Here is a 24,054-nt window from a genome sequence, read left to right on the forward strand (position 1 = left end):
TTCCTGACATGGTCAGGAACCCTTTTTCTATAAGACCTTTAACCTTCTAGAAGATTATTAGCCTTTTTTGATAACAACTACAGCAACTTCTTTGTTAACACCGAATTCTTTACCAGTGTTAGCTACAAATACGCTGTATGCATTGTCGCCTTGATCATCAGTCAGTTGTGCAGTTACAACGTCTGCGATCGAACCGAATTTAACATTGTTGTTAGCATCAATTACTACAACAGAAGATTCTGCTGTCAATACGTAGTTCACGTTGTTAGCTACAAACGTGTTGTATGTTTGGCTAGCAGCAGTGAAGTTGTTGATCAGATCAGTAGTGCTGTTTTTCTCGTAAACAACGCTCAGACCATCGTATTTCGACGAAACTGGGTTACCGTTGCCATCAAGAATGCTGGAAAGTTTTACGATTACGTTGTTGTCAGCATTTTTAGCTGCCAGTACATTGTAAACCGTATCTTTAACTTCAACTTCTTTTTCGTTACCGTTTACGCTCAGTTTAACTTTGTATACCGAGTCGCTTACGTTATCACTAGTGATTTTTGTAACAGCCAAGAATTTACCAGCGATCGTAGGAAGAGCTTTTTCAGCCGCTTCAAGATCTTTAACCAATACGATGTACGAAGCATTGTAGCCGCTATCGTCAGTTACAGCAAAAGCAATGTCGTTTTTCGTTACACGAGCGATATCGCCTTTAGTGATTTTCGCATCGGATTTAACAGCATTGTTTTCAACAACTTTAGTTGCATCCAGAACTACAGTGCTACCATTGATGTTGAATGTGCTGTTGCCGATTTTAACAGATGTATCGGATTTTTCCGCTACAGTTGTAGTTCCCAAAACATTGCCTTTAGGAGCTCCGTCAATACCGATAACTGTTGCGCCGTCGAATTTCAGTTTAGCAAATGCGCCAACAACTACAGTACCGATTTGATCATGCTTATCTTGACCAGCCGCTGGCAGATTAACTGCAACGATTTTGTCTTCTTTAACCGAGTAGTATTTCAGAACATCGCGTTTTACTACGATGCCATCAACAATTACTTGAGCATCTGCAGTGTATCCAAGAACAATTGCCAGGTTGTTGTCAGCTGCGCCTGGTGTTACGACAGTAGCTTTAACGATACCTTTGTCTTTGTTCAGGAACAATTTGTACTCAGTGCCGTTTTTCAGAGCCAGACCGCCAATAGCTTCTTTGTATTGCTCGCCATTTACTGTGTAGAAAGTATCTGCATTAACTTTCGATACTGCAGTTACTTTACCAGTAATAACGTTACGAGTAGCGTTAACTTCAGAAGCTACTTGTTTAGCATTACGTACAACTTCCAATACGTCGTCAGCTGCAAGATCAGTTACAGCTTTCACTTCGCCATTGATTGTGTAAACAGTGTTGTCGTTAACCACTGAGTAACCGCCAGTGTGAGTGATACGTGCATCGTTGGAAGAAGTTTTAGCTACATAACCAACATACAGAGCGTTAACTGGAGCGTATTCTTTTGCAACCAGAGCACGTACAGAACCGTCTTTGTTGAGCAATACGTCAACAGTTGCGCCGGAAGCGATTGTGCCACGGTTAGCAACGGAAACTACGTCGCCGTTTTTGAAGAAATCAGTTACACCGTAAGTAGTGCTAGCTACAGTGTTGATAGTGTATTCTTTTTTGTCGTCGCCTACTTTAACGAAGATCTTGGAAGCATCCGCGCCAGTTGTAGCAGGAACAGCATCAAGTTTACCTGCAACTGTACGGTCAGCAGGTTGTGCATCAGTCAAAGCAAGAACTTTACCGTCTTTGTCAAGAAGTGCTACTACTTCGTGACCAGCCAGTTGGGAAAGTTTTTTGCCGCCAGTAACGATGAACTTCGAAGAAGTAGTCGTCCAAGCATCGTTCAGTTCTACTTTACCGTTGCTGTCAAGAGCACTGTTAGTCAAAACGGAAGATACCGATTTGCCCAGTTTAGTGATCAGTTTAACACGGCTGTAAGTGTTGCCGTCGTCGTTCAATTTAGTAACGAAGTATTGGTCGCCATCAGCATTGTAAGCAACCAGTTCTTGTTGCAATGCATTCGAAGTTACTTGAGCAACGATTGCACGAGTTGCAAGCGTACCAGGTGTAATTTCTACTTTGCTGAACAGACCAAGGTCTTCAGCTTTCACCAGTACGTTGTAAGGCCACGAGCCTTGAAGTTTAGCATCTTGGTAACCCAGTGCACGAGTTACGATTGCTACAACCTCTTCAAACTTGATGTTGTCGTTAGGACGGAATTTGCCAGTCCCTTTGTCACCAAGGATGAAACCTTTAGTAGCAGCTACGTTGATGTAACCAGTGTACCATTCATTAACTTTAACGTCTTTGAATGTTGGTTTAACTGTTTGCATCAGCGTTGCAGCGCTACCGCTACCCGTTGCTTCTACAACGATTTTCGCCAATTCAGCGCGAGTAATTTTGTTTTCTGGTTTGAAAGTACCATCTGCATAACCATTGATAATACCAAGAGCGACAAGCTCTTCAATTGCGGATTGCTCTTTTTTGCCTACTACGTCAGCTGGCGTTGCAGCGAATGCTGGAACAGCGACGGAAAGGACCAAAGAGAAAGCCAGCACGAATGCTAATAAACTTTTCTTCATAACCTTTTTTTCTCCTCCTCTAAAATGCTTCGGTTGTTGAGAGTTTTGTTTGCTTAATGAATTGCTCGTTTCCCTCATAGCCGTTGTCACCCCCTTCCCAGAGTAGAGCAGTATTTAGTATAAATGATGTCTGCCGCCATGTTTAACCCTATGTAAGAACATGTCGCAGAAACTTGTAAACCTTGTAATAAATTGATAGAGAAGCTATACCACTATAACATTATACAATGGGCTACCCTCACCGTAAAGAGAAAGTTGAGAATTCATTCCAACTAACTCCGAAATTCGGAGGTTCTTCACCATATATAATGCTTTATCGTAATAGCGACATGTATTTAAACGCACTGGAGTCGAAAAAGTTGCGGTATTCGCTCAAAAATGTTGAAAAGATTTTTGAAAGGCTTGTACGCTGCTTCTTATTCGATTCATTATGTATTTCGCGTTTAATTTTCTGCTGTCTATTACGCTTTTAAGGTACTTTGCTAGTATAGCTTGTACCTAGCGCTTCCGTCGATGCTAAAGATTTTCCATGGATAAACTTACTTCACAAAGAAAAAGAGAACAGAAAATGGAAGCACTTTTCTGTCCTCTTATTTTGCAAAAATCTACAATATATTACAAGAGTTTATTTTTACGCATAACACGCTCGGCGATAATGGCTGCATCCGCACGCTTCAAATTCGATTTTGGATCGAAACGGAACGTTGGTTTAGCTGTACCAGTCGTTGTGTTCGGCAAGCCTTCAATAAATTTAGCTTTATTGACCGCAAGTACCGAAGAAAGCGCATAGCCATCGATTATATTAGCGTCTGTAAACGATTTTTGCAGTGCCGCTCTGTCTCGAGTCTGATCCTCTTTGCCGTCTTTTACGAGGTTTCCGGCGCGGGCGATCATTACCGCAGCTTCTTCCCTAGTCAAAGACTCGTTCGGAAGGAATTGACGCGGCCCTTTGCCTCTAATAATCCCTTTGCGTACTGCCGTCTCGATATAACGGTAATCCCAGAAAGGACTGAGACCAAGAACAGGCACTACGTCATCGAACGTCATGTCGTTCGGGTTATACTCCAATGGAATCTGATACATCTTGACGAGCAACTGTGCAAACTCTCCGCGAGTGATGTTGTCATAGACGCCAAACTCGTTATTGTTCTTCGAGTTCATGATACCGCGGCCATACATCAGTTCCAGAGAATTACGGGCATATTCGTGACCAATAATGTCTGTGAAGCTGTAACGAATTTGCATAACCACATAATAGCCGAAGCCATTAATCGGTGCTGTAATCGTTTTGCTGCCTACATTGATAGTTCCGCCCATGTTTTCCCATCTACCATTATAATAACGCCAGATGCTGAGCGTGTTTGCTGCTGTATTTACAATTTTTGAATCGTATTTCAGTGTAATTTCACCCGAATTTGATGTTTCAAGCCAACGTGTTAACGGGCGGCTGAAAAACTCATTAGTCGTGCTATAAGGCTGTTTACCTTGTTGGAAGGTATATCCCGTCTGTACGGTCCCTTCGACATAGCCTGGGTCGATCCAGAACAAGTTAGAAGCAAATCCGAAATGAGTAGTCGGACGAATAACCGCTGCGCCAAAGTCGCTGAACGATACCGTGCTAAAGGTACCGTCTTTAGCATTGGCGCCATCATATTCGCCAACTGCGTTATATACCTTAACGGTTCTTCCGTCTGTACGGTCTGCGATGCCGAACAGAATTTTTTGCGAGTCGAACAGGTCGATTGTTTTTACATCTTGACCCGGGTTAATATTAGCCGGCCGCAGGAACGTATTCTTAGGGAAAGTTACCGTAACTTCGCCTTTAAATGCCGACAGCTTGCCGGTCTTCGGTATCGCTGCTTTGTACTGAGCGCCGATCGAATTATCCGCTGCATAGTTGACGGAGAATTCTCCGTTCAATTTTTCTGTACCGCGATAGACAGTAAATTTAATTTTGTTAACACCCGCTTTAAGACCTTGCAGCTCATAGCGGAAAATTTCGTCGTTTACGCTTTTTATCATGTTGTCTTTGCCGATTACGATGCGGTCTGCGCCTTCCGCCCGGATACTTACGTTAAGGAAGTTCTGGTTAATAACTGCTTCTTGCGGCAGCTTAGGGGACAACAGCTCGTAAGGCGGCAATTCACGCCTAATGGTAATTGTTTGGCTTACACTTTCCGTACCTACCTGGGAAATAATCGTAATACTTTTTACTCCCGTAGTTGGAAGATTCAATCCAAACAAACGCAAATTGTATGTTTTTTGTGTTGGGCTGGTCGAAGGCTCGATGAAAAGCTTCGATAAATCAGCCGGTGTTACGGTCATTGCATTGTTGGCTGTACTGACAGTCGCCGTCGCATAGTCAACGCCATCCACTTTAATGATTAAATTTGCAAGATTTGTTACAGTAAACAAAATATCCGCTTTTTTCTGTGAAGTCGTGTAGCTGAATGCGGAAGAGCCTGGAATAAACTTGCGATCCGGATCGGCGAACAATCGCTTGGATTCCGAATCGTTAATCGGATCAACGGTATACGGAACAGGCTTAATACCCGAAACCGTTGGCTGTTTATCAGAGAAACGATAAATTACGAGCGTAGTCGTTACAGCTACTCCATTTGCCGTACCTGAAAGCACTAACTCATTGCTGCCGAATACAAGCTGTCCAAACTGAATGTTAAATACACCTGTAGCTGGAATAACTTCATTAGCAGCTACGTTTCTAGTCACACCATTTAATGAAAACTTGAACGACGCAATGTCTGTAGTTTTAAAATTGATCAGCTTGCCCATAATTGACCCAAGCGGATTGATATCGTAGTATACTGCGCCGTTATAAGTATTCGTAACTTGAATTGAAGAGATCGGGTTATACTGGAACGTTCTGGTTACTGTATTGCTTTCCGTTCCTTTAGTAACGGTGAAAGACAGCTCAATTTCTCCTTGCGGCATAGCATTAATCCGATAGATCCGCTGTTTGCCGTCGTCTGTCGTAAACGCTGTCGCCGAGAAGGAAGATCCGGCTGCAACTCCGTTTACTTTCGCAGAAATGGACGTTGTGCCTGTAGAAAGATCAAAGTTCGACGTATCCACCGCGATCCAAAGCGGCACTTGAGTAACGGCAACATTGTTGGAGAACCGTGTGCTGGAGCCGAATGTAGCTGCCGTTCCATCGTCAGCAACATCATACAGTTGTCTCAAATCAGTTATATAAGGCGCATTCACACTTCTTACCGTAAACTCTACCGGAAAGTTCGCCGTAGAGCCATCATAGGAATTACTTTTCACCCGCAGCTGGTATTTGCCGCTAGTGCCAGCAGTCAGATCTGTTGTGCTGGTAAAAGTAAATTCGGTCCAATCCTGATTTACTGTACCTTTTTGTACAGTCGTGTTCAAAACACCTAGCGAAGTTCCCGCCTCGTTGATCAGTTCCAAATCAATAGTCGGATTAGGTGTTGACGGAGCTGTAGCGGTTTTAAACAAAATTTTACCCGTAATAGGTTGAGTTGTAATCGGAGCTACAATCGGCTTACCGTCCAATTGCGTTGCTCCTGCAAAAACATTGTATGGAGTAGGTGTATTCTCTTTAAAATAAACAAGCTCCCGGTTCACCGTAAAGCTTTTGTCTCCATTACGGGAAACGATCTGCAGTTTATTCAATCCCAGCTGCAGATTAAGATCGGACAATACAAACGTGCCCGCGCCGCCATTAAACATTGCAACGCCATTGATAAGCACGTCCTGTGCATTCGTTGCTTTAACCATCAAAGAAGGATTAGCTGTCGTTACAACAACAGGCTGACCCTCTGTTAATGGCGTGCCATTAGCGAGCTGAACGCTAGTAATAACAGGCACGTTGCCGTAGCTGACATAACTTACGCCCTCAACGATACCGCCGGAGCCGTTGCCGCTAGTTCCGATAACGGTAATCCGGTTCAAGCCTTCAAACAGCTGGATACCGGCAAAGAAGAAGGTATTGCCGATAATAGACGGCGTAATGCCGCCATTCGTGGAGGCTACGACGTTGCCGTTAACCAGACGCTCCACTTTATAAGTTATAGATCCTGAAGAGACGTCACTGAAAGACCCTCGTAAATCTACTGTACTTGTATTAACGACGGTAGGACTGCTTTGAACGGTACTAAAGTCTGTAAATTGAAAATAAATCGAATCCGCTTTTGCCGGACTGACTGGCAGCATCGTTACCAATAAGGCAACTGCAACCAAGCTGCTTAGAAAACTTTTCCACAATCTGTTCACGCTGTTATCCTCCTCCATATATAGCCTCGCGGCAATTACCGCCTAATGCGCCGCCGCTTTTTCACAGCACCGCGGCTAGACGGTCTCCAAACTCTGCTTATACGCAATTCTCACATATGCCCGTTCCCGATTTACCAACCGACCCTTTTAACGATTTTCTTTCCTCCCTTTTCCTCTTTAGCCTGTTCCTTTATCTGCCATTTCGACATTATTAGACGCAAGAGCCGCAGAAAAGTTCTGTATTGTGTTTATCGGCTTTTCCGCGCTGAAATTTTAGTCGAATCATGGAAAATGAGGCGGTCAAATTGCTTTTTTTCTTCCATATTCGAAATCATTCACTTCACACTTCCCACAAACGCGCATGAAAAAAGCCCAGGGGCTCCTAGCCCCCAGGCTCTTACATGCTCAATCTTGAATTATTTCGAGCGGTCCGCATCAACTTTCAGCCGCAGACGCATCCGATTCAGAAAGTTAATAACCGGCCGGCGCGTCTTGTCGACGATGCCGATCAGCTCGGCGCCGATTTGCAGACATAGCATCACTAGACAAATCACAAGGAACGTTATCCAGTTAGCTGCATTAGATTGGACAACGGTCGATTGCAGGATCGCAAAACCGCCGAAAATCGCAGCCACGCCCCAGATGATAAGAACCGTCTTACGGTGGCTGAAGCCAAGCTCCTGCAGGCAGTGATGCAAATGGCCTTTATCCGGTGCGAAGATCGGACGTTTGTTAACCAGGCGGCGGATAATTGCAAAAAAGGTATCCGACAGCGGTACGCCGATAATCAGCAGCGGAGTAACGAACGAGACGATCGTGATCTGCTTGAAGCTGATCATGGACAGCATCGCCAGGCAGAAGCCCAGGAACAACGCGCCCGAATCGCCCATAAAAATTTTCGCCGGATGGAAGTTGAAGAACAAAAATCCGACAATGCCGCCCAATAGCAATGTGCTGAGCAAGATAATTGGAACGTTGCCCATAATGATCGCCATCACGAGAATCGTTCCGATTGCAATACCGGATACACCGGCTGCAAGCCCGTCCAGGCCGTCAATCAGGTTGATGGCATTCGTCACGCCTACAATCCAGAAGATCGTCAGCGGAATGGACAGCCATGCAGCGATTGGCTGCATCGCGTCGCCGAACGGAAAGTTCAAGAAATCGATTTTAATATCAAACACGAATACGACTACGCATGCTGCAGCAATTTGCCCCAGCAGCTTTACTTTCGCCGACAGCTCGAACCGGTCATCAAAAGAACCAAGCACGATAATAATCGTACCGCCAGCTAGCATTGCCCAAATGAGGTTCATATTCGAAGCGGTAAGCAAACCGTCCGGTACGAATGGCAGCAGCAGCAGTAGTCCTACTACGAATGCTGCGTAAATGGCTAAGCCGCCCATGCGCGGCATGATGCGTGTATGCACTTTACGATAGTTAGGTTTATCAATGGCGCCTACCTTGAAAGCAAATTTCTTCACCAGCGGCGTCATCACGAGCGCAATTATTACCGAAAGAATAAATCCAATTGTATAAAGTAAACCTGCTGACATTTATGCAGCTCCCCTTTTCTTTCTACCGAAGTGAATTATACTCCGACGGAAAAAGAAACTCCAACCCCGTTTTCATTCATTTTTCACGGTTTTGGGAGGTTTTTCACGATATTGGCCTAGGTTTTGTGACGTTTTCTTTATCGCGCATCACTTTCACTACGAATTTCGGAAGCACGAGCATTCTCGGCAGCCTTTTCGGCTCCTGTAAAAGACGGTAAAACCACTCCAGGCGCAGCTTCTGGAACAGAACTGGAGCTCGCTTTAATCGGCCCGCAACGATGTCAAAGGTGCCGCCGACTCCCATAATTAGGGGTACGCCGAGCTCCTGCTTATATTTGGCAATCCAGGGCTCCTGCGTATCGGCGCCTCTGGCGACAAAAAGCATGTCCGGCGACAGCTCGCGGATCGCAGCAACGACCTCAGCGTCCTGCTCGGGTCCAAAAAAACCGTTGCGAAATCCGACAATGCGGACTTGCGGGTATTGCAGTTGAAGCTTCTCCGCAGCTGCGGCAATAATCTCTTGCGAAGTGCCCAGTAAGTAGGCTGTCCATCTTCGCTTCTCGCCAATCTGCATAAGCCGGTGCAACAGATCAAAGCCGGCTACACGCTCAGTTACGGGCGTGCCGACATAATTAGCCGCCCAGACAACACCTGCTCCATCCGGCACAATCAAGTCCGCTTTCCGCATCATGCGGTAGTAGTCTGTGCTTTCCACCGCCGACATAATCATAATCGGATTCGCCGTAATGATATGCGTCTGGCGTTTTTGTTCAATTGAATCTGTTAAATAACTGACCGTCTCGTCCATACTCAGTTTAGAGAATGGAATCCCATAAATCGGCACCGTTGGCACTTGGTTCGACAAGCGACTATCACCTCGATATGTTTTGACGCAGCAACTGCACAATTTGTTGCGCAGGTTGTTGCGATTGCTGTTTTAATCTGTCGATGGCATCGCGGTGATCCCGCTTCCAACCCTCAGCGTCGTCCAGTAAAAGCTCCGCCGAATCTGCAAAATCAGAAGCATCCAGATGCTCTGTTGTGCCGACGGCATTGAGACCAAGCCGATGAAGAAACTGATCGATCTTCGGATCATAAGATAAGCCAAGCATCGGGACCTCCCGATTGGCCGCATAGATGAGCGCGTGCAGCCGCATGCCGAACAGCGCGTCGCAGCGGCTGACCTCCAGCAGCATTTGCTGAGGATCGTCGCCTGGGGCGGCTAGCTCAGCAATGCTTCCATGGCTGCCAAGTCTGCCGTTCAGTCGTTCCATGACAAGCTTCGATGTTTCCGCATCATCCGGCGTATGGAACGGCAGAAATCTCAGCCGCACAGCACGGCGGCTGGCTAGCTCAGCCAGCGCATCAACAGCGCGGGCGAGATCTTCCCCATCCTTGCGCCAGTGCCGCAAGGAAACCCCCAGCACCGGCAGCTTGTCCGCTGCTGCCACTTCACTTGCCGCAGCCGCTGATGCAGGCAGCGGCAAGCCCATAACCGGATCAGGCACGACTTCGATCCGGTTTTTCGGAACACCGATCCTCCCCAGCAGTTCAGCGGACTCAGCATCCCGCACCGAAACATAAGCGCTCTTCCGCATGACATTGCGGATAAGCGGATCCATCCAGCGGCGGTTAACAGGCCCGATGCCTTGCGAATAAATAAAAGTTGGCTTTCCCAGCCATTGGGCAAGCTTAATGACTCCGGTATAATACGGAATCGTCTTGGCGCTGGTTGCATCCTGAAGCAGGCTGCCTCCGCCGCTGACGAGTCCGTCGCTGCCCTTCAAAGCCTTCCATACTTCGGAAGGCTGCATCCGGTGAACCGATTCCACACCATACATCTGACTTGTCCATGCCGGATCACCCGACAGGACAACAGGAATGATTCGCATGCCTGCGAGCTTACTCTGTTCCTCCAAAGCGAGCAGAATCGAACGAAGCACCGCTTCATCGCCGCTGTTGTGAAATCCGTAATAACCGGAAATTACGATTCGGAAATCTTGTTTTTCAACGCTGGTGACCATTTGCGCCATACTCCCTCCAATACCTGCCATACTCCAATCAGAATGATGCCGAAGATAGCTCCCAGACCAAGACCCAAGAACACTCGGATAATCGAGATATAAAGCGGCGTATGGATATGGGCGAACGTGTCAACCATCGACAGCTGGCCGATTGAGGCAACGATAATCAGTACCCAAGCCGCCCGGTAGCGAAGCGCCAGGAACAGACCGGCCAGGAATAGCGGGTGCGCCAGCAAAAACTCTTTGTTCCGCGGCCGAACGCCAAATGTCGTTTCTAAGAAAACGCGGAACTCTTTCTCAAACGGCAGCGTCGTGCCGGCATTGCCTGTTCTGGACAAGTAATACAAGCCTGCTGCTGCAATCGCGACGCCTGCAACGACCATCAATACCGTAATCGGCGTCGAAAGCAATTTGCGGAGTCTGCGGATCGGAGCCTCTCCTGTATACAGCAGAACATAAACAGCTGTTAGTCCGATTGGAGCCAAATGCAATAAGCTTACGCCGCGGAATTGCTCCAGTACCAGGCTGTACGTAATGTTATTCAATAAGCCGAAGACGAATGGCACGGCCATCAACGACATGAGAGCCGTCACAATGAACCATACGATAGCCAGACCTAAACGGCGTCCAACTGTTAATCCTTCGAATACCCACTTCAGACCGCTTGATTGGCCAGACGCGGTCACGCCATCCGTTCCAGCGCCTTGACGGCCCGAGAACCGCAGCGGCCAATCTGGGCCGCCTACGTACCGCTGGTTGCCTTCCGTGCGGGAGTAGATCCGATTCATAACCCATACGAGCGCAAGTGTTGGTGCTGCAATACCGGCGCCAAGCGCCAGCGACTGCTCCATTAATGGACCTTTGAGCACATACAGCCCTGCGCTGCCGACCAGTCCGAGCAGAAACACCGGAATAAGCAGGCCAGGCAGGAAGGTATTGATCAGAAGCGCAATGAGGGCAACCGCACCAGCTGCTACAACCGCCTTAAGCGGCTTCGCGTAGGAAGGATGCTCCACCTTGAACGGCTCGGCGATGCTGGACGGGAAGCCCGCATCAGCCAATTTTTGAACAACGCCTTCTTCGCCCTTCATGGAAATATACAAATTATCGAGCGAGTTCACGACCGCTGACTTTTCCAAGCTGGACTGTGCGGATGAATTTAGGAAGAACATCCGAATGTTGCGGTCTTTCGCTGCCAGCAAGAACCGGTCGGCAATCGCTTCCGCTTTCATGCCCATCGCATCGTCAGGAGACAGGGAATAGAGCCGGACAACATTATAATTTGTAATAAATGCTAATTTATTTATGCCTTGTTGCGGTTTTTTCAAATTTTCTATTGTCGCGACGCCCATGCCGTATTTATTCAGCAAAGATGCGAAGGAATTGATGCTTCTCGACTCCTGTTGATCGGTAAAGCCCTTCACCTTGTCCCCGTCGAACAATATACGGGTAACGCCGTAGCTTTTCAGCTTGGCAAGCTGCTTATCCACTTCCTCTTCGTCGTATGGAAGAACACGATCGGTAAAACGGGCCAAAATATGGAACCCGGCGTCCCGCAGCGTATCCATCGTAATCGGGTCAAAGCTGATCGGCTTGAGTACAGAATCCTGCACCGGCCGTTCGATGACCATACCGCTGCGGCCGCCAAACGACCACGGACGGTATACAGCGCCTGCGCGGTCGAAAGCCTCGCGGAGGAGCGGACCAATTTCCGCTTCTTCCCGTTCTCCCGTAAAGAGAATATAAGTGAAGTTTTGCCCAACCGGCTCCAATTGGCTTTGCAGCAGCGCAGCATCTTTAGAGCTGTAGTAGGTCAATCTGCCGGCCTGTTGAAGCTCCCGCAAGGAGCTTTCATACAGCGACATCGTCGTGATGCCGACATATTTCATGTTTTTAAGCTGCTCTTCCAAAAAGGCTTTGGGCCTTGCTTGAATCTCGGCGATTTCGACCAAATCGCGATAGTCGAATACATACTCCACTTGCTTCGACGTCGATTCCATCGTCATTCGGTTGATGCCTAACGGCAATGCGGCAATTACCCCAATCAGCGTAATAATCCACAGCCATAGGCGAGCTTTCCGGTTCCAGTGCTGCCATCGTTGAAGCACGACAATCCTCCGTTCTATTGCTTAATGCCGGATATAACCTGTAATCCGCCATTCTTTTGGGCAATTCTTTCATTTTTTAAAATATATCTTCCTGACAACACTAACCGTTCCGGTCTACTCTTTCCATAACTGCCGTACGCAGCTTCGCCAGCGCATCTGCCGCTTGCTCAGTCGATTGACCGCGCACTGCAAAATACACTTTAATCTTTGGCTCCGTACCGGATGGGCGCAAGCAGAACCATGAACCGTCAGCCAGCATAAATTTCAATACGTTTTCTGGACGCAAGCCGTCGAGACCTTCAAGATAATCAAGCGCACGCTCCACCTTCACGCCGTTCACATCGGCTGGCGGCGCATTGCGCCAATCATCCATAATGGCTGCGATTTGTTGCACGCCGTCCAATCCCTTGAGTGTCCGTGATTCAAGACCCTCCAAGTAAACGCCATGCTGCTCGTACAGCTCAAGCAATACGTCATAAAGCGTTTTTCCTTGGCTGCTATAGTATGCCGCCGCTTCACAGATCAATAACGCTGCAACGATAGCATCTTTATCACGCGCATACGTGCCGGTGAGATAACCGTAGCTTTCCTCATAGCCGAACAAGAAAGAACGTTCACCCGATGCTTCGTAAGCAGTCATTTTCTCACCGATGTACTTAAAGCCAGTCAGCGTATTTTCCACTGCCGCTCCGTAAGAACGGGCAATGTCTGCGCCCATCTCGCTCGTTACAATCGTTTTGATGACTACGCCATTATTAGGCAGTTGACCGCGTTCCTTCAACTGGCTCAATACATAATGAACCATCAACGCACCCGATTGGTTGCCAGTGAGTACGACGTACTCGCCTTCGTTGTTTTTAACAACCGCACCCATCCGGTCCGCATCGGGATCGGTTCCGACAATAATGTCAGCGCCTGTTTCCTGAGCGAGCTTAATAGCCAGCGTAAACGCCTCGCGCTCCTCAGGGTTCGGAGATTTAACGGTGGAGAAATAGCCATCCGGCTGTTCTTGCTCCGCAACAACATGCACATTATTAAAGCCCGCTTTGCGCAGTACTTCTCTTACAGGCAAATTGCCTGTACCGTGGAGCGGTGTAAAGACAACTTTAAATTTATCGCCTAGACCGCTTTTCAGCAATTCACCGTTCAAGCTCTGGGCAACGACTGTATCGACGAATTGCTCATCAGCTTCCGCACCCAGCCAGACCAGCAGTCCTTGGCTTTCCGCTTCTTCCCGGCTCATGCGTTTCACTTCATCAAAACCGTCAATTTGCTGAATCGATGCGATTACCTGCTCCGCATCCTCCGGAATCAACTGGCAGCCGTCGGAGCCATAAGCTTTGTAGCCGTTATATTCAGGCGGATTATGGCTCGCCGTAATAACAATGCCTGTCGATGCGCCAAGCGAACGGACTGCAAACGACAGCTGCGGTGTAGGCCGAAGCGACGGGAACAGATACGTTTTCACGCCGTTGGCCGCCAATACCAGCGCGGAATCCAGTGCAAATTCAGGTGACAGATTGCGCGAGTCATGTGCAATGACAGCGGAAGGCGCCCCGCCTTTTGCTCCAGCGAGCAGCCAGTTTGCCAGCCCTTGTGTCGCTTTACCAACCGTATATGCATTCAGGCGGTTCGTCCCCGCTCCCATGACGCCGCGCAGGCCGCCAGTGCCAAATTCAAGATCACGGTAGAACCGGTCCGTAATTTCTTTGTCATCGCCTGCCAAGCCGCGAAGCTCAGCTTTCGTTGCTTCATCAATTAGCGGGTCATTTAACCATGCGTTGTAGCGTGCAACAGCCGTTTCATTTTGACTCAAATCGTCATCTCCTTAAGTTCAAATGCAGGCACTCCAGGCCTTGTTATCAAAATCCGGCGCTTAGCCGCGGTCCTGCAGCGCGAACATGAGCTCGCCCTCCGCTACCACTTTATCTCCTACTTTTGCTACAGCTTGTCCTTTGCCAATCATGCCTTTCAGCCGCGTAATTTCTACGGACAGCGTCAGCACGTCGCCTGGCTTTACCTGATCGCGGAAACGGAAGCCGTCAATGCCGGCGAAGAAACCCAGCTTGCCGCGGTTAGCCTCTACCATGAGCATTGCTACCGTTCCGACCTGCGCAAGTGCCTCGACAATCAATACACCTGGCATAACCGGATAGCCCGGGAAATGACCTACAAAATAAGGTTCGTTCATCGTAACGTTTTTCGTGCCTACTGCCCTTACCCCCGGTTCAACCTCCAAAATACGGTCAATGAGCAGAAACGGCGGACGGTGCGGAATAATTTCTTGGATTTGATTAATATCCAACATACAAAAAACTCCTTTCTTTTAATAAGGTAGGTATAAAAATGCTTTACTTGACAGAAACTAAGCTTATCCTTCGTAACTGCAGTTATGGAGGTTAAGATAAGGGGCTTGACTGTAGACCTGAAGCGTCTGCGGCCAAGCCTCTTTGTTCATTCTTTGCCCCAGCAGCCGGGTATGCCGTTTCTTCGCGGCTTTCATGCCGGTTTTAATTTTCGCTTTTAGATGGAAATGAATGACGCATTCAGGAATGGAGCGTCGGAGCATCGGCAGGCGGCAGCTCGGCCTGCTTCATTTTATTTAACGCCTGGAACAGCACAATGTACATGACGGAGGTCACGAACGAGAAGGCGATAACGACCCATAGGTACACTTCAGCGAATGGCGCTTTGAAAAAGACGAACATAATACCGATATAGAACAGTACCGTCGTCAGCTTCCCCATCCAATTGGCAGGCACCGTCTTTTTTCCCCGAAAATGAAAGAATAGCCCTCCTGCAATCATCCCAATATCACGCAGGAAGATCGCTCCTGCCGCACCCCCAGGATATGTAACCAGCAAGAAGCAGCGATACGATAACTGTAATAAACATCAGCTTATCCGCTAAGGGATCCAGCATCATGCCTAACGCCGTTACTTGGCCGCTCCGCCGCGCAATATATCCGTCAAGGATATCCGTAACTCCCGCCAATGCCACGACGAGAAATGCCGGAATGAGATGCCCCTTGGCAAACACGACGACATAAAAAGGAATCATTACAAAACGCAATGAAGTTAACATATTCGGCAGATTCAAACGCGCACGCCCCTCTACCTTTATCGAACCTCTTTCGAGGTTCCCAATTATTATACAACTACCATATGAAAAATAAAACAGCGGTATCCCTCCATCCCTTTCCCTGCTCATTTAAAAGCTTATTTTTCGTAGACTAATTGAGCCGTTTCCCTGCAAATTTTCCCAAAAACCTTCATTCCAAGCCTCTTTCTGCCGTTATTAATAGAAACAAACATTTTAACGCAGAAAGGACAGGGATGTAGTGAATTTTAGCTTAAATTGGAAAAAAGAAGGCCGTAAATGGCTGGCAGCAGCGTTGGCATCTGTACTGATACTGACCAGCTTGGCTGGAACCGCGAACGCAGCAGAAGATACTGTCACCGATATTCAGTTTAAATATGACGCAGCGGATTATAACTCCGGTTCTTCGGCACTTGAGGTATTCGTTGAAGATGATAAAGTTGAGGTTCTTTTATACGCCACACTGTCAAACTCCTCTACACAGCGGGATGTAACGTCAGAGGCAACCTGGAAATCCTCCAACACCTCCTACGTTAAAGTGGAGAAAGGCGTTTTGACCGGCGTTGGAAAGGGCACCGCGACGATCAGCGCTACTTATAAAGGAAACACGATTTCAATTAGAGCTATTTCTGACTTTGTATACAACGATGTCAACATTCTTGAGAGTGATAAGGACGCAGGAGCAACGAAAGATATTGAGCTCGGTCAGAGGCTTAGCTTCGATCTTGCTGGAACGAAAGGCAATAAAACAGATACCATTACCGACGAAGCGACTTGGACAAGTTCCAGCACAACTGTGGCTACCGTCAACAAAGGCGAGATTACGTTAGTCGGAACGGGTACTACTACGATTACTGCCAAGTACAAAGGCAAGTCCGATTCGATTAAGCTGAATGTAACTTCACCTTATAAATCAATCACGATCGAGCCAAAGGGCTCCATTGAGCTGAATATCGGGGAAGATGATGCCAAGCTGACCGCTACCGCGCTTAGCAAACTGGGCACGACCGAGGCCGTAACGACTTCAGCAGAATGGAGCAGCTCCAATACGAAGGTCGCTACCGTTAAAGAAGGCGTTGTGACGGCAGTCGGTACGGGTACAGCTACGATTACTGTATCTCACAAAGGCGTGAAGGATACGATTCAAGTCGTAGTCCGCACAGCTATTCAAGCCATTAAACTTACGCCTGAAAAGGAACTGCATCTGCAGTTGCAGAACGGTATTGTAGAACTTAAAGCCGAAATTCTGGACAACTCATCCGTTTTGAAAAATATTACATTAGACGAAGATGCGGTATGGACGACTTCCAATCCGGTAGCCGCTACTGTCAGCCAGGGTAAAGTTGAACCCCGTGCAGTCGGCTCAACTAAAATTACTGTAACCTATAAAGGACTTAGCCGCAGCATCGATGTAACCGTCTATCCGAGCATCAGCGCTTTGTCTGTTGAGAAAGAAGAGCTGGACGGCTTCGTTGACAGCAACGAGGCGCTGCCAAAAGTATTTGCAACTACTTTCAACGGCGATAAAGTTGACGTATCCAAGCTTGTGAATTGGACAACGGCTGATAGCAAAATCGTCGAGATCGAAGACGGCAAATGGAAAGCAAAAGCGCTTGGCAAAGTTGTAATGACGGCAACGGCTCAAGGCTTTAAAGCAGAAGTAACGCTAACCGTTCACGTTAAGCCGCTAAAGCTCATTGCCAACGAGAAAGAAGTTAGTGCCATTATCGGCAAAGAGCTTCCACTGCCTGGCGTAACCGTTGTGAACGAAGACGGAGAAGAAGAAGATATTTCGAAAAAAATTACTTGGAAAACGTCCTCTGACAATATTGTTCTCAAAGCAGAGACGATGAAGGGTCTAGAAGCTTCCTCTGTGACGTTAACAGGCACTTATTTGAACAAATCCGTTACGGTTCGCGTGAAAATCGAAGAAGAGATCGTAAAGATCGTCGTTGAGCCAGGTACTGTGGAGCTCTACCCAGGCGGCTCCAAAACCATTAAAGTAACAGGCTACTACAAGAGCGGCAAGACGGTTTCCCTCAACTCCAAGATGAATTGGGAATCGGCTTCGGAAAAAATCGCATCCGTGAAAAGTACAAGCTCAGTTCGAGCAGTAGATATTGGTACAACTAAACTTACAGGCTCTTATCAAGGTAAAGCCGCTGAGGTTAAAGTAATCGTATCTCCAAAGCTGAAGTCATTGGCACTATCGGACAAAGCAGTTAAGTTAAGCGCTGGACAGTCGTTCACCGTGAAGCTGACGGCCAACTATACGACAGGCAGTCCTGTAGATGCAACAGCCGGTGCTGTATGGACGAGCTCCAAATCCAGTGTAGCAACCGTTGTAAATGGCAGGATTACGGCTGTAGGCAAAGGCTCAGCTTCTATTAAAGCGACCTATGCGGGTAAAACAGTAACCGTCCGCGTAACTGTAAAATAAGTAAGAAGAAATAATAACAGCCTCTCCGTGATGTACGGAGAGGCTGTTATTATTTGCTTACAATTAAAAAAGGGCATGTCGCCGTTCCCGCCATAACGGAAAGGACAACACGCCTTTTATATCCCTACGTGTCCGAGAACACGAGATCGTACATATGCTGCCAAGTGCCCCAGGAGAATACTTCATCGCCTGGTTGCTTGCCCAATACGGTATAACCAATATATAATCCCGCAACGAGCATGATGACCATAATAATGGGAACAATGCTCTTGCGCAATAACCATAACGTTATTCTTGCTCCTGTTGAACGCTGCTTCCGCTGCTTTCCTTCATCGGCAGGCCATTCTTCAGCCGTCTTGCCGCTGTCGTTGTCCCGGCTGCGCTCTGTTTCCTTACTAGCAGCAGCTCTGCGTGACAGCTCTGTCCGTTCTTCGGCCATACTCATTACACCATCATCCTATCTATCTGCGCAGACTATTGGCCAGCCCCATCATCGTATCGCTTGATGTAATTGCTCTGGCTGCCAGCTGATAAGCACGCTGCACATTGATAAGCTCCGTCAGCTCATCGGTAAGATTAACGTTAGACTGCTCAAGCGCGCCTTGCAGAATTGCAACCCCGTTATCGGCATTTGGCGTAATTCGCTGAAGTACATCATCCACATTAATATTACCGGCAACCGCAAATAGATTGTCGGCCACCTGAGTCAACGCAGCAGGGCGCGACGGTTGCATGATCTTGAGGGTACCCAAATCGATCGCAGCCCCTCCGTCCTTCACGCCTTGCAAGGAACCATCAGGGTTCACACGCAGCTTGTATCCGTCAGGAACGACAACAGGGCCTTCATTGCCTGCAACATTCGCTACGACCGGGTATCCCTCAGCCGTTGCCAAAATCGTATCACCGTTTCCATTCACCGTCAACTGAAACGCGCCATTGCGTGTATAGGCGCGGTTGCCCGCTCCATCCACAATGACCTCGAACATCGCATTTCCTTGAATGGCCAGGTCCGCGATATTGCCCGTATCAGTAATCGGCCCTTGCTCCAGATTCGGCTGAATAATCGACAATCTGGAGCCCCAGCCTTGACTGAAGCCAAGCGGCGTCATACGTCCCTGCTGCTGAAATTCCCCAGGCTGCTCATAAACTGTATTCAGTAAATCCTGAAAGGTTGCTTCTTTTTTCTTGTAGCCTACTGTATTTACATTCGCAACATTGTCTGCCATAACGTCCAGCTTCTTTTGAAGCCCGTTCATCGACACCATCGCATTAATCATTGAGCTGTTCATATCGGATTCACGCTCCCTTCATCGATGCTTTAGATGCGGCCAATCTGATTAACTGCTTTGTCCAAGCTTTCATCATAAGCCTGAACAACCTTCTGGTTCGCTTCGTATGCCCGAAGCGCCGCCATCAAGTCAACAGAGGATTGCGCCGGATCAACATTAGAGCGCTCGATGTAGCCTTGCTGAACCGCTACCGCTTCATTAAGAGCCACCGGCCGTGTGCCAGCCGCGTCGCCGTTCAGACGATATTTGCCGTCGCCTTCACGAACAAGCTCGTTCGGATTGTCCACACGCGTAATAAGCAGTTGAACACCCGTATCCAGGCCAGTCTTCGTATTTATAAAGCGACGCTGATCATTCAGCACCAGATCGTCTAGACTCACCCCGGCTGCAAAACGGATAGGTTGTCCATTGGCACCGATCACATTCGAGCCGTCACCCGTAACGAGATTCCCTTGATCCGTCAGCAGAAAGGAGCCGCCGCGTGTATAACGGGTTTCTCCGGCTGCATTTTGCACCGTAAAAAAGGCTTGCGGCTGGAAGGTCACTACTCCATCGGGCGATACATTTTTACCAGAGGCATCGAATGCCATGCCCGGAATAGTGAGACTGGAGCTGATGGCAAAGTCAGAAGACTTGCCTGTCTGCTGCATATCGCCTTGCAAATGGATGGACAAGCTTTCCTCGGCCATTACGCCTGTGCTGATTCTCCCCACTTGCTTCGATTCCTGCGGCTCAACGCCTGTCAGACTGAGAAGCATCTCCGGAAACGAACGCGCCACCGCGTTCGTCTGTTTATAGCCTGGCGTATTTATATTCGCAATATTATTCGTTACCGTATCATGTCTGCGCTGTTGAGCAGTCATGCCCGCTGCTGCGGTATAAAGACCTCTTAACAAAAGCTGTCGCCTCCCCGGCCGGTCAGTAATTGAAGCCGTATTCCTACTCTATAATATCGGCTTCTGAAGCAATCGCTGTAATAGCTTGTTCATGCGACCTTCGACCCAATTTACGCCTCAGCGCGCCCCCCATGGCGCCCTACCCGCGCAAAGCCGGTTCTGCCGTCCGTTTGAACCCGCCTTACAGCCGCGCTTTTTTGCCGAGCTTGTCCAAATTATCGAGCAGAATGCCAGTTCCCTTCACGACGCAGTGCATCGGATCCTCGGCAATAAGCACCGGAACCTTAAGCTCAGAGGACAGCAGCGTATCAAGACCGTCAAGCAGCGCACCGCCGCCGGTAAGAATAACACCGCGATCAATAATGTCGGCAGACAATTCCGGCGGCGTCCGCTCCAGAACGGACTTTGCTGCGGACACGATCGACATTACCGGATCCCACAACGCTTCGCGAATTTCATCCGAGTGAATCGTAAGTGTAAGCGGCAAACCGGACACCATATCACGGCCGCGGATATCAATCTCCTCACGTCGGCCTCCTTCATGCACGGTGCCGATCTTGATCTTGATTTCCTCGCTTGTCCGCTCGCCGATCAGCAGGCGGTACTTGTCCTTAATGTACTTCATAATGGCTGCGTCGAACTTGTCCCCCGCAACTTTAATTGAAGATGCCGTTACGACATCCCCCATTGACAGCACGGCCACATCGGTCGTACCGCCTCCAATATCGACAACCATGTTGCCGCTGGGCTGGAAAATATCCATTCCAGCCCCGATTGCGGCAGCCTTTGGTTCCTCTTCCAAATAAACTTCCTTCGCTCCGCTCCGTTCGGCCGCCTCGCGAATTGCCTTCTGTTCAACAGAAGTAATGTTCGCAGGGGCGCAGATCAGAATGCGGGGACGGCTAAAAAATTTCCGGCCTTCAACCCGGTCAATAAACGCTTTAAGCATAATTTCAGTAATTTCAAAATCTGCAATAACTCCGTCGCGCAGCGGACGAATCGCAATGATGTTGCCCGGTGTACGGCCAACCATGCGATGGGCCTCTTCACCAACGGCCAGCACTTTCTTCGAATCGCTTTCAATCGCGACGACAGAAGGCTCGTCAAGAACTACGCCTTTTCCTTTTACATGAATGGATACATTTGCCGTACCCAAATCAACACCAATGTCCTTGCTCAGCATAAGGCTTAAGTCCTCCAACGAATAATGTAGGCGTATCGTTCAATTTAGTTCCCATGACGCAGAAACCGCTAGCATACATTATTCGCCAAAAAGCAATAAAATCCTCTATTAAAGTGCAAATAATATCGAAAAAAATTAACTTTTGCCCGCGGCCAGAACTTCCCTCTTTTTCGTGCTCGTCTTCTTGTATTTGATCTTCGTCGCTTCTCCCCCTCTCAAGTGCCGAATTGATTTGTGGTACTCGAGAATGTGCTTGACCTGGTCAGCCAGGTCGGGGTTAATTTCCGGTAAGCGCTCGGTCAAATCCTTATGCACCGTGCTTTTGGAAACGCCGAACTCTTTGGCGATCGTTCGCACCGTATGCTTCGTTTCAACGATGCAACGGCCTATTTTAATGGTGCGCTCTTTGATGTAATCGTGCACGTTCCCGCCTCCCTACTCGAGATAGTTTGGTACATTATATGAGTGGGTCGGGTATATATTCTTTGTGGTCAAGCCTGACAAGCCTGTTTGGCCGAAAATTTTCATAAAAACATGAAACAGGCAGGGGTTTGGCCCCTGCCTGTGCGACTAAAGAACTATTTTCAACTTATTTCACTGCGATTGCCGTTGCCGGGTTGATCGCTTCGTTGTTGCTGAGGACGCCGAAGTGGAGATGGACGCCAAGGTCACGCTCCAATTCGTTGCGGCCTGCTTTGGCGATGATCGTTCCTTGCTTCACTTCGTCGCCAACCGCAACTGAAATTTCACTCAAGCTTTGATACACGGTCACGAGACCGTCGCCATGGCTGATTTCAACCGTGTTGCCGTTCGTAGGGTGTCTGTCGACCAATGTAACCTTGCCGGACAGAGCTGCTTGAACCGGGAACGTCTGGTCATCTGGAGCAACCAGATCTACACCAAGATGCGCCGAGAACGTATCGCCCATTTGAACGACCGCTTTCGCTTTATCTTCGTCGCTTGCGGCTTCATCATAGAATGGAAGCTCCACTTGCAAATCTTCCACATTTGCTACCGGCCATGCCAGCTTCTCGCCCTTGCGAATACCTTCGAGCTCTTTGTCAGTCGGTTTTACTGCTTCGCCGCCTTTAGTGGCTTCAGTCTGAACGGTCTCGTTAGTAGAAGTTTCCTTGCTGTTGTCCGCTCCCTGATAGATCCACATTAAGGTTACGATAATTGCTGCCGCGGCCATAAATACTGCAGGCGCTACCCATTTCCGCGTCAGCAGCTTTCTCACCCCGTTGCTAGATTTAGCGGCAGATGCCTCTCCCATTGCATTTTTGGGAGCTTCTTGCTTCGGTTTGTTTTGATTTTCATTCATTTGCTATCACCTCACTAGCCATTGTTGCCAGTATGTCTAGCTTTATACGTGAGGCAATACTATTTTTATATTTTCCATTGTCTTCAACCTTTTCATTAATAACGGCTCGATAGCTTCGAAGCTTGTTCGACCTTTGTTCCGGAATAATAGTGGGCCAGAATGTCCTCCGCCTTAACGCCTGCCTTAGCCATTCCGTTGGCCCCCCACTGGCTCATGCCAACGCCATGCCCGTAGCCGTAAGTCGTAAAAGCGATAGAGTCTCCCTTTATCGTCCAGATGAATTGAGAGGAGGCTAGTCCTAGCTTCTCTCGCACCTCCCGGCCAGTCAGCCGCTTCTTCCCTACTATTAACTCGCCAATACGGCCACCAGCCGTTTTATTAACAACCCGGATGACAGGCTTGCCGCGACCTTCATCCCCCAGCCCGAGCTTTTGATAGAATTCGGTTATATCGAATCGAATCGTTTCCTTGTAACGGGGAGACAGCTCTTTGTCCCACGGGCTGGATACGCTTCGCAAATAAGGGATTTCCTGCGCCCAATAATCTTCTGAATTTTCGGTATAACCATTGCTAGTGGAGAAAAAAACAGCTTGGATCGGTTCGCCGTCATACGTAATAATACGTCCCTTCGTCTGCTCGACCGCTTGCTTCAGCTTTTCGCTATAGCTTTTTCGTTTGTCCTCGGGCCATCGCTTCGCCAGCTCAGCAAACGGCACGTATACCTGGTGCTCTACCGTATCCGTTACTTCCGCTCCCTTAGCTTCATTCCCGGGTGGCATTCCGCTGCTGTCATGAAGGGCAAGCCTTCTTACAATATAAGTGCGAGCGGCAATTGCCTGCGCTTTTAAGGCCTCCAGCTCAAAATCCATCGGCATCTCTGCTGCGACAACACCTCGCACATAGCTTTCGAGGGGCACACGTTCGATCCGTTTCTCTTTCGTCAGATAGACGCTGACTATGGTCTGTTCCAGTCCGTCCCGATCATCTTCTCCCTTGCCTTTTGTCTCCTGCGTCCCGTCCGGCTTGTCCCGCACTTCTGTAACGGTTCGTTCATCTGAAGGTGCAGCCTGCTCTGACGCTGTTTGACGCTCGTGGGCACGATGCTCATCCAGTGCTGAAGCTGACAGTTTGAAAGCAGCGAGCGTTATACCGAGCATAATGCCAATACCAAACAATGTGAGCCACTGAACATCCGCGGGCCGTAATTTGCGCCTGCCACCTTTTCCTATCATTCGCTTCATCGCTAG

Annotated in this window: 16 protein-coding genes and 1 pseudogene; 1 reads left to right on the forward strand and 16 read right to left on the reverse strand. The window is 48.4% G+C overall.

Annotation, left to right across the window (positions count from 1 at the left end; all coding sequences use genetic code 11):
• Positions 1 to 57: 57 nt before the first annotated feature.
• The 9 genes and pseudogenes from TY10_RS25460 to TY10_RS25505 form a co-directional block, all read right to left on the reverse strand.
• On the reverse strand, positions 58 to 2,709 hold the full coding sequence (locus tag TY10_RS25460) for an S-layer homology domain-containing protein (protein ID WP_081735492.1): 2,652 nt from the start codon (positions 2,707 to 2,709) through the stop codon (positions 58 to 60).
• A gap of 537 nt (positions 2,710 to 3,246) precedes the next feature.
• Positions 3,247 to 6,891, reverse strand: a complete 3,645-nt coding sequence (locus TY10_RS25465) for an S-layer homology domain-containing protein (RefSeq protein ID WP_052350770.1) — start codon at positions 6,889 to 6,891, stop codon at positions 3,247 to 3,249.
• 416 nt (positions 6,892 to 7,307) lie between these two features.
• The gene (locus tag TY10_RS25470; RefSeq protein WP_042170133.1) at positions 7,308 to 8,447 is read right to left on the reverse strand and encodes a glycosyltransferase family 4 protein; all 1,140 of its coding nucleotides are present in this window, start codon (positions 8,445 to 8,447) and stop codon (positions 7,308 to 7,310) included.
• A 103-nt stretch (positions 8,448 to 8,550) separates the two neighbouring features.
• The gene (locus TY10_RS25475) at positions 8,551 to 9,255 is read right to left on the reverse strand and encodes a WecB/TagA/CpsF family glycosyltransferase (protein ID WP_081735498.1); all 705 of its coding nucleotides are present in this window, start codon (positions 9,253 to 9,255) and stop codon (positions 8,551 to 8,553) included.
• A gap of 64 nt (positions 9,256 to 9,319) precedes the next feature.
• Complete coding sequence (gene csaB / locus TY10_RS25480) at positions 9,320 to 10,471, reverse strand: polysaccharide pyruvyl transferase CsaB (RefSeq protein WP_042170138.1); 1,152 nt, start codon at positions 10,469 to 10,471, stop codon at positions 9,320 to 9,322.
• On the reverse strand, positions 10,432 to 12,579 hold the full coding sequence (locus TY10_RS25485; RefSeq protein WP_042170141.1) for a DUF5693 family protein: 2,148 nt from the start codon (positions 12,577 to 12,579) through the stop codon (positions 10,432 to 10,434). Before TY10_RS25485 ends, csaB begins: the two co-directional genes overlap by 40 nt.
• 100 nt (positions 12,580 to 12,679) lie before the next feature.
• Complete coding sequence (locus TY10_RS25490) at positions 12,680 to 14,395, reverse strand: phospho-sugar mutase (RefSeq protein ID WP_042170143.1); 1,716 nt, start codon at positions 14,393 to 14,395, stop codon at positions 12,680 to 12,682.
• Between the two features lie 60 nt (positions 14,396 to 14,455).
• Positions 14,456 to 14,887, reverse strand: coding sequence for a 3-hydroxyacyl-ACP dehydratase FabZ (gene fabZ, locus TY10_RS25495; RefSeq protein WP_042170145.1), 432 nt, complete (start codon positions 14,885 to 14,887; stop codon positions 14,456 to 14,458).
• A gap of 238 nt (positions 14,888 to 15,125) precedes the next feature.
• Positions 15,126 to 15,678, reverse strand: a pseudogene (locus tag TY10_RS25505) (CDP-alcohol phosphatidyltransferase family protein).
• Between the two features lie 241 nt (positions 15,679 to 15,919).
• On the opposite strand from TY10_RS25505, the gene TY10_RS29225 reads away from it, so the two are divergent.
• Positions 15,920 to 18,118, forward strand: coding sequence for a hypothetical protein (locus TY10_RS29225; protein ID WP_052350771.1), 2,199 nt, complete (start codon positions 15,920 to 15,922; stop codon positions 18,116 to 18,118).
• 124 nt (positions 18,119 to 18,242) lie between these two features.
• Here the strand turns inward: TY10_RS29225 and TY10_RS25515 are convergent, their stop codons facing one another.
• The 7 genes from TY10_RS25515 to spoIID form a co-directional block, all read right to left on the reverse strand.
• Positions 18,243 to 18,563 (reverse strand): DNA-directed RNA polymerase subunit beta, encoded by a 321-nt coding sequence (locus TY10_RS25515; RefSeq protein WP_042170149.1) that lies wholly within the window; start codon positions 18,561 to 18,563, stop codon positions 18,243 to 18,245.
• 16 nt (positions 18,564 to 18,579) lie between these two features.
• Entirely contained in the window at positions 18,580 to 19,407 is an 828-nt protein-coding gene (locus TY10_RS25520; protein ID WP_042170152.1) for a flagellar hook-basal body protein, read from the reverse strand.
• A 29-nt stretch (positions 19,408 to 19,436) separates the two neighbouring features.
• Positions 19,437 to 20,303 (reverse strand): flagellar hook-basal body protein, encoded by an 867-nt coding sequence (locus TY10_RS25525; RefSeq protein WP_042170156.1) that lies wholly within the window; start codon positions 20,301 to 20,303, stop codon positions 19,437 to 19,439.
• 181 nt (positions 20,304 to 20,484) lie between these two features.
• On the reverse strand, positions 20,485 to 21,486 hold the full coding sequence (gene mreB / locus TY10_RS25530) for a rod shape-determining protein (protein ID WP_042170159.1): 1,002 nt from the start codon (positions 21,484 to 21,486) through the stop codon (positions 20,485 to 20,487).
• A 135-nt stretch (positions 21,487 to 21,621) separates the two neighbouring features.
• The gene (spoIIID, locus tag TY10_RS25535; protein ID WP_042170162.1) at positions 21,622 to 21,909 is read right to left on the reverse strand and encodes a sporulation transcriptional regulator SpoIIID; all 288 of its coding nucleotides are present in this window, start codon (positions 21,907 to 21,909) and stop codon (positions 21,622 to 21,624) included.
• Positions 21,910 to 22,075: 166 nt separating this feature from the next.
• Positions 22,076 to 22,807, reverse strand: coding sequence for a M23 family metallopeptidase (locus TY10_RS25540; protein WP_042170165.1), 732 nt, complete (start codon positions 22,805 to 22,807; stop codon positions 22,076 to 22,078).
• Between the two features lie 95 nt (positions 22,808 to 22,902).
• On the reverse strand, positions 22,903 to 24,048 hold the full coding sequence (spoIID, locus tag TY10_RS25545; RefSeq protein WP_042170168.1) for a stage II sporulation protein D: 1,146 nt from the start codon (positions 24,046 to 24,048) through the stop codon (positions 22,903 to 22,905).
• Between the last annotated feature and the right edge of the window lie 6 nt (positions 24,049 to 24,054).

The sequence above is a fragment of the Paenibacillus gorillae genome (assembly GCF_000513275.1).
Taxonomy (GTDB): domain Bacteria; phylum Bacillota; class Bacilli; order Paenibacillales; family Paenibacillaceae; genus Pristimantibacillus; species Pristimantibacillus gorillae.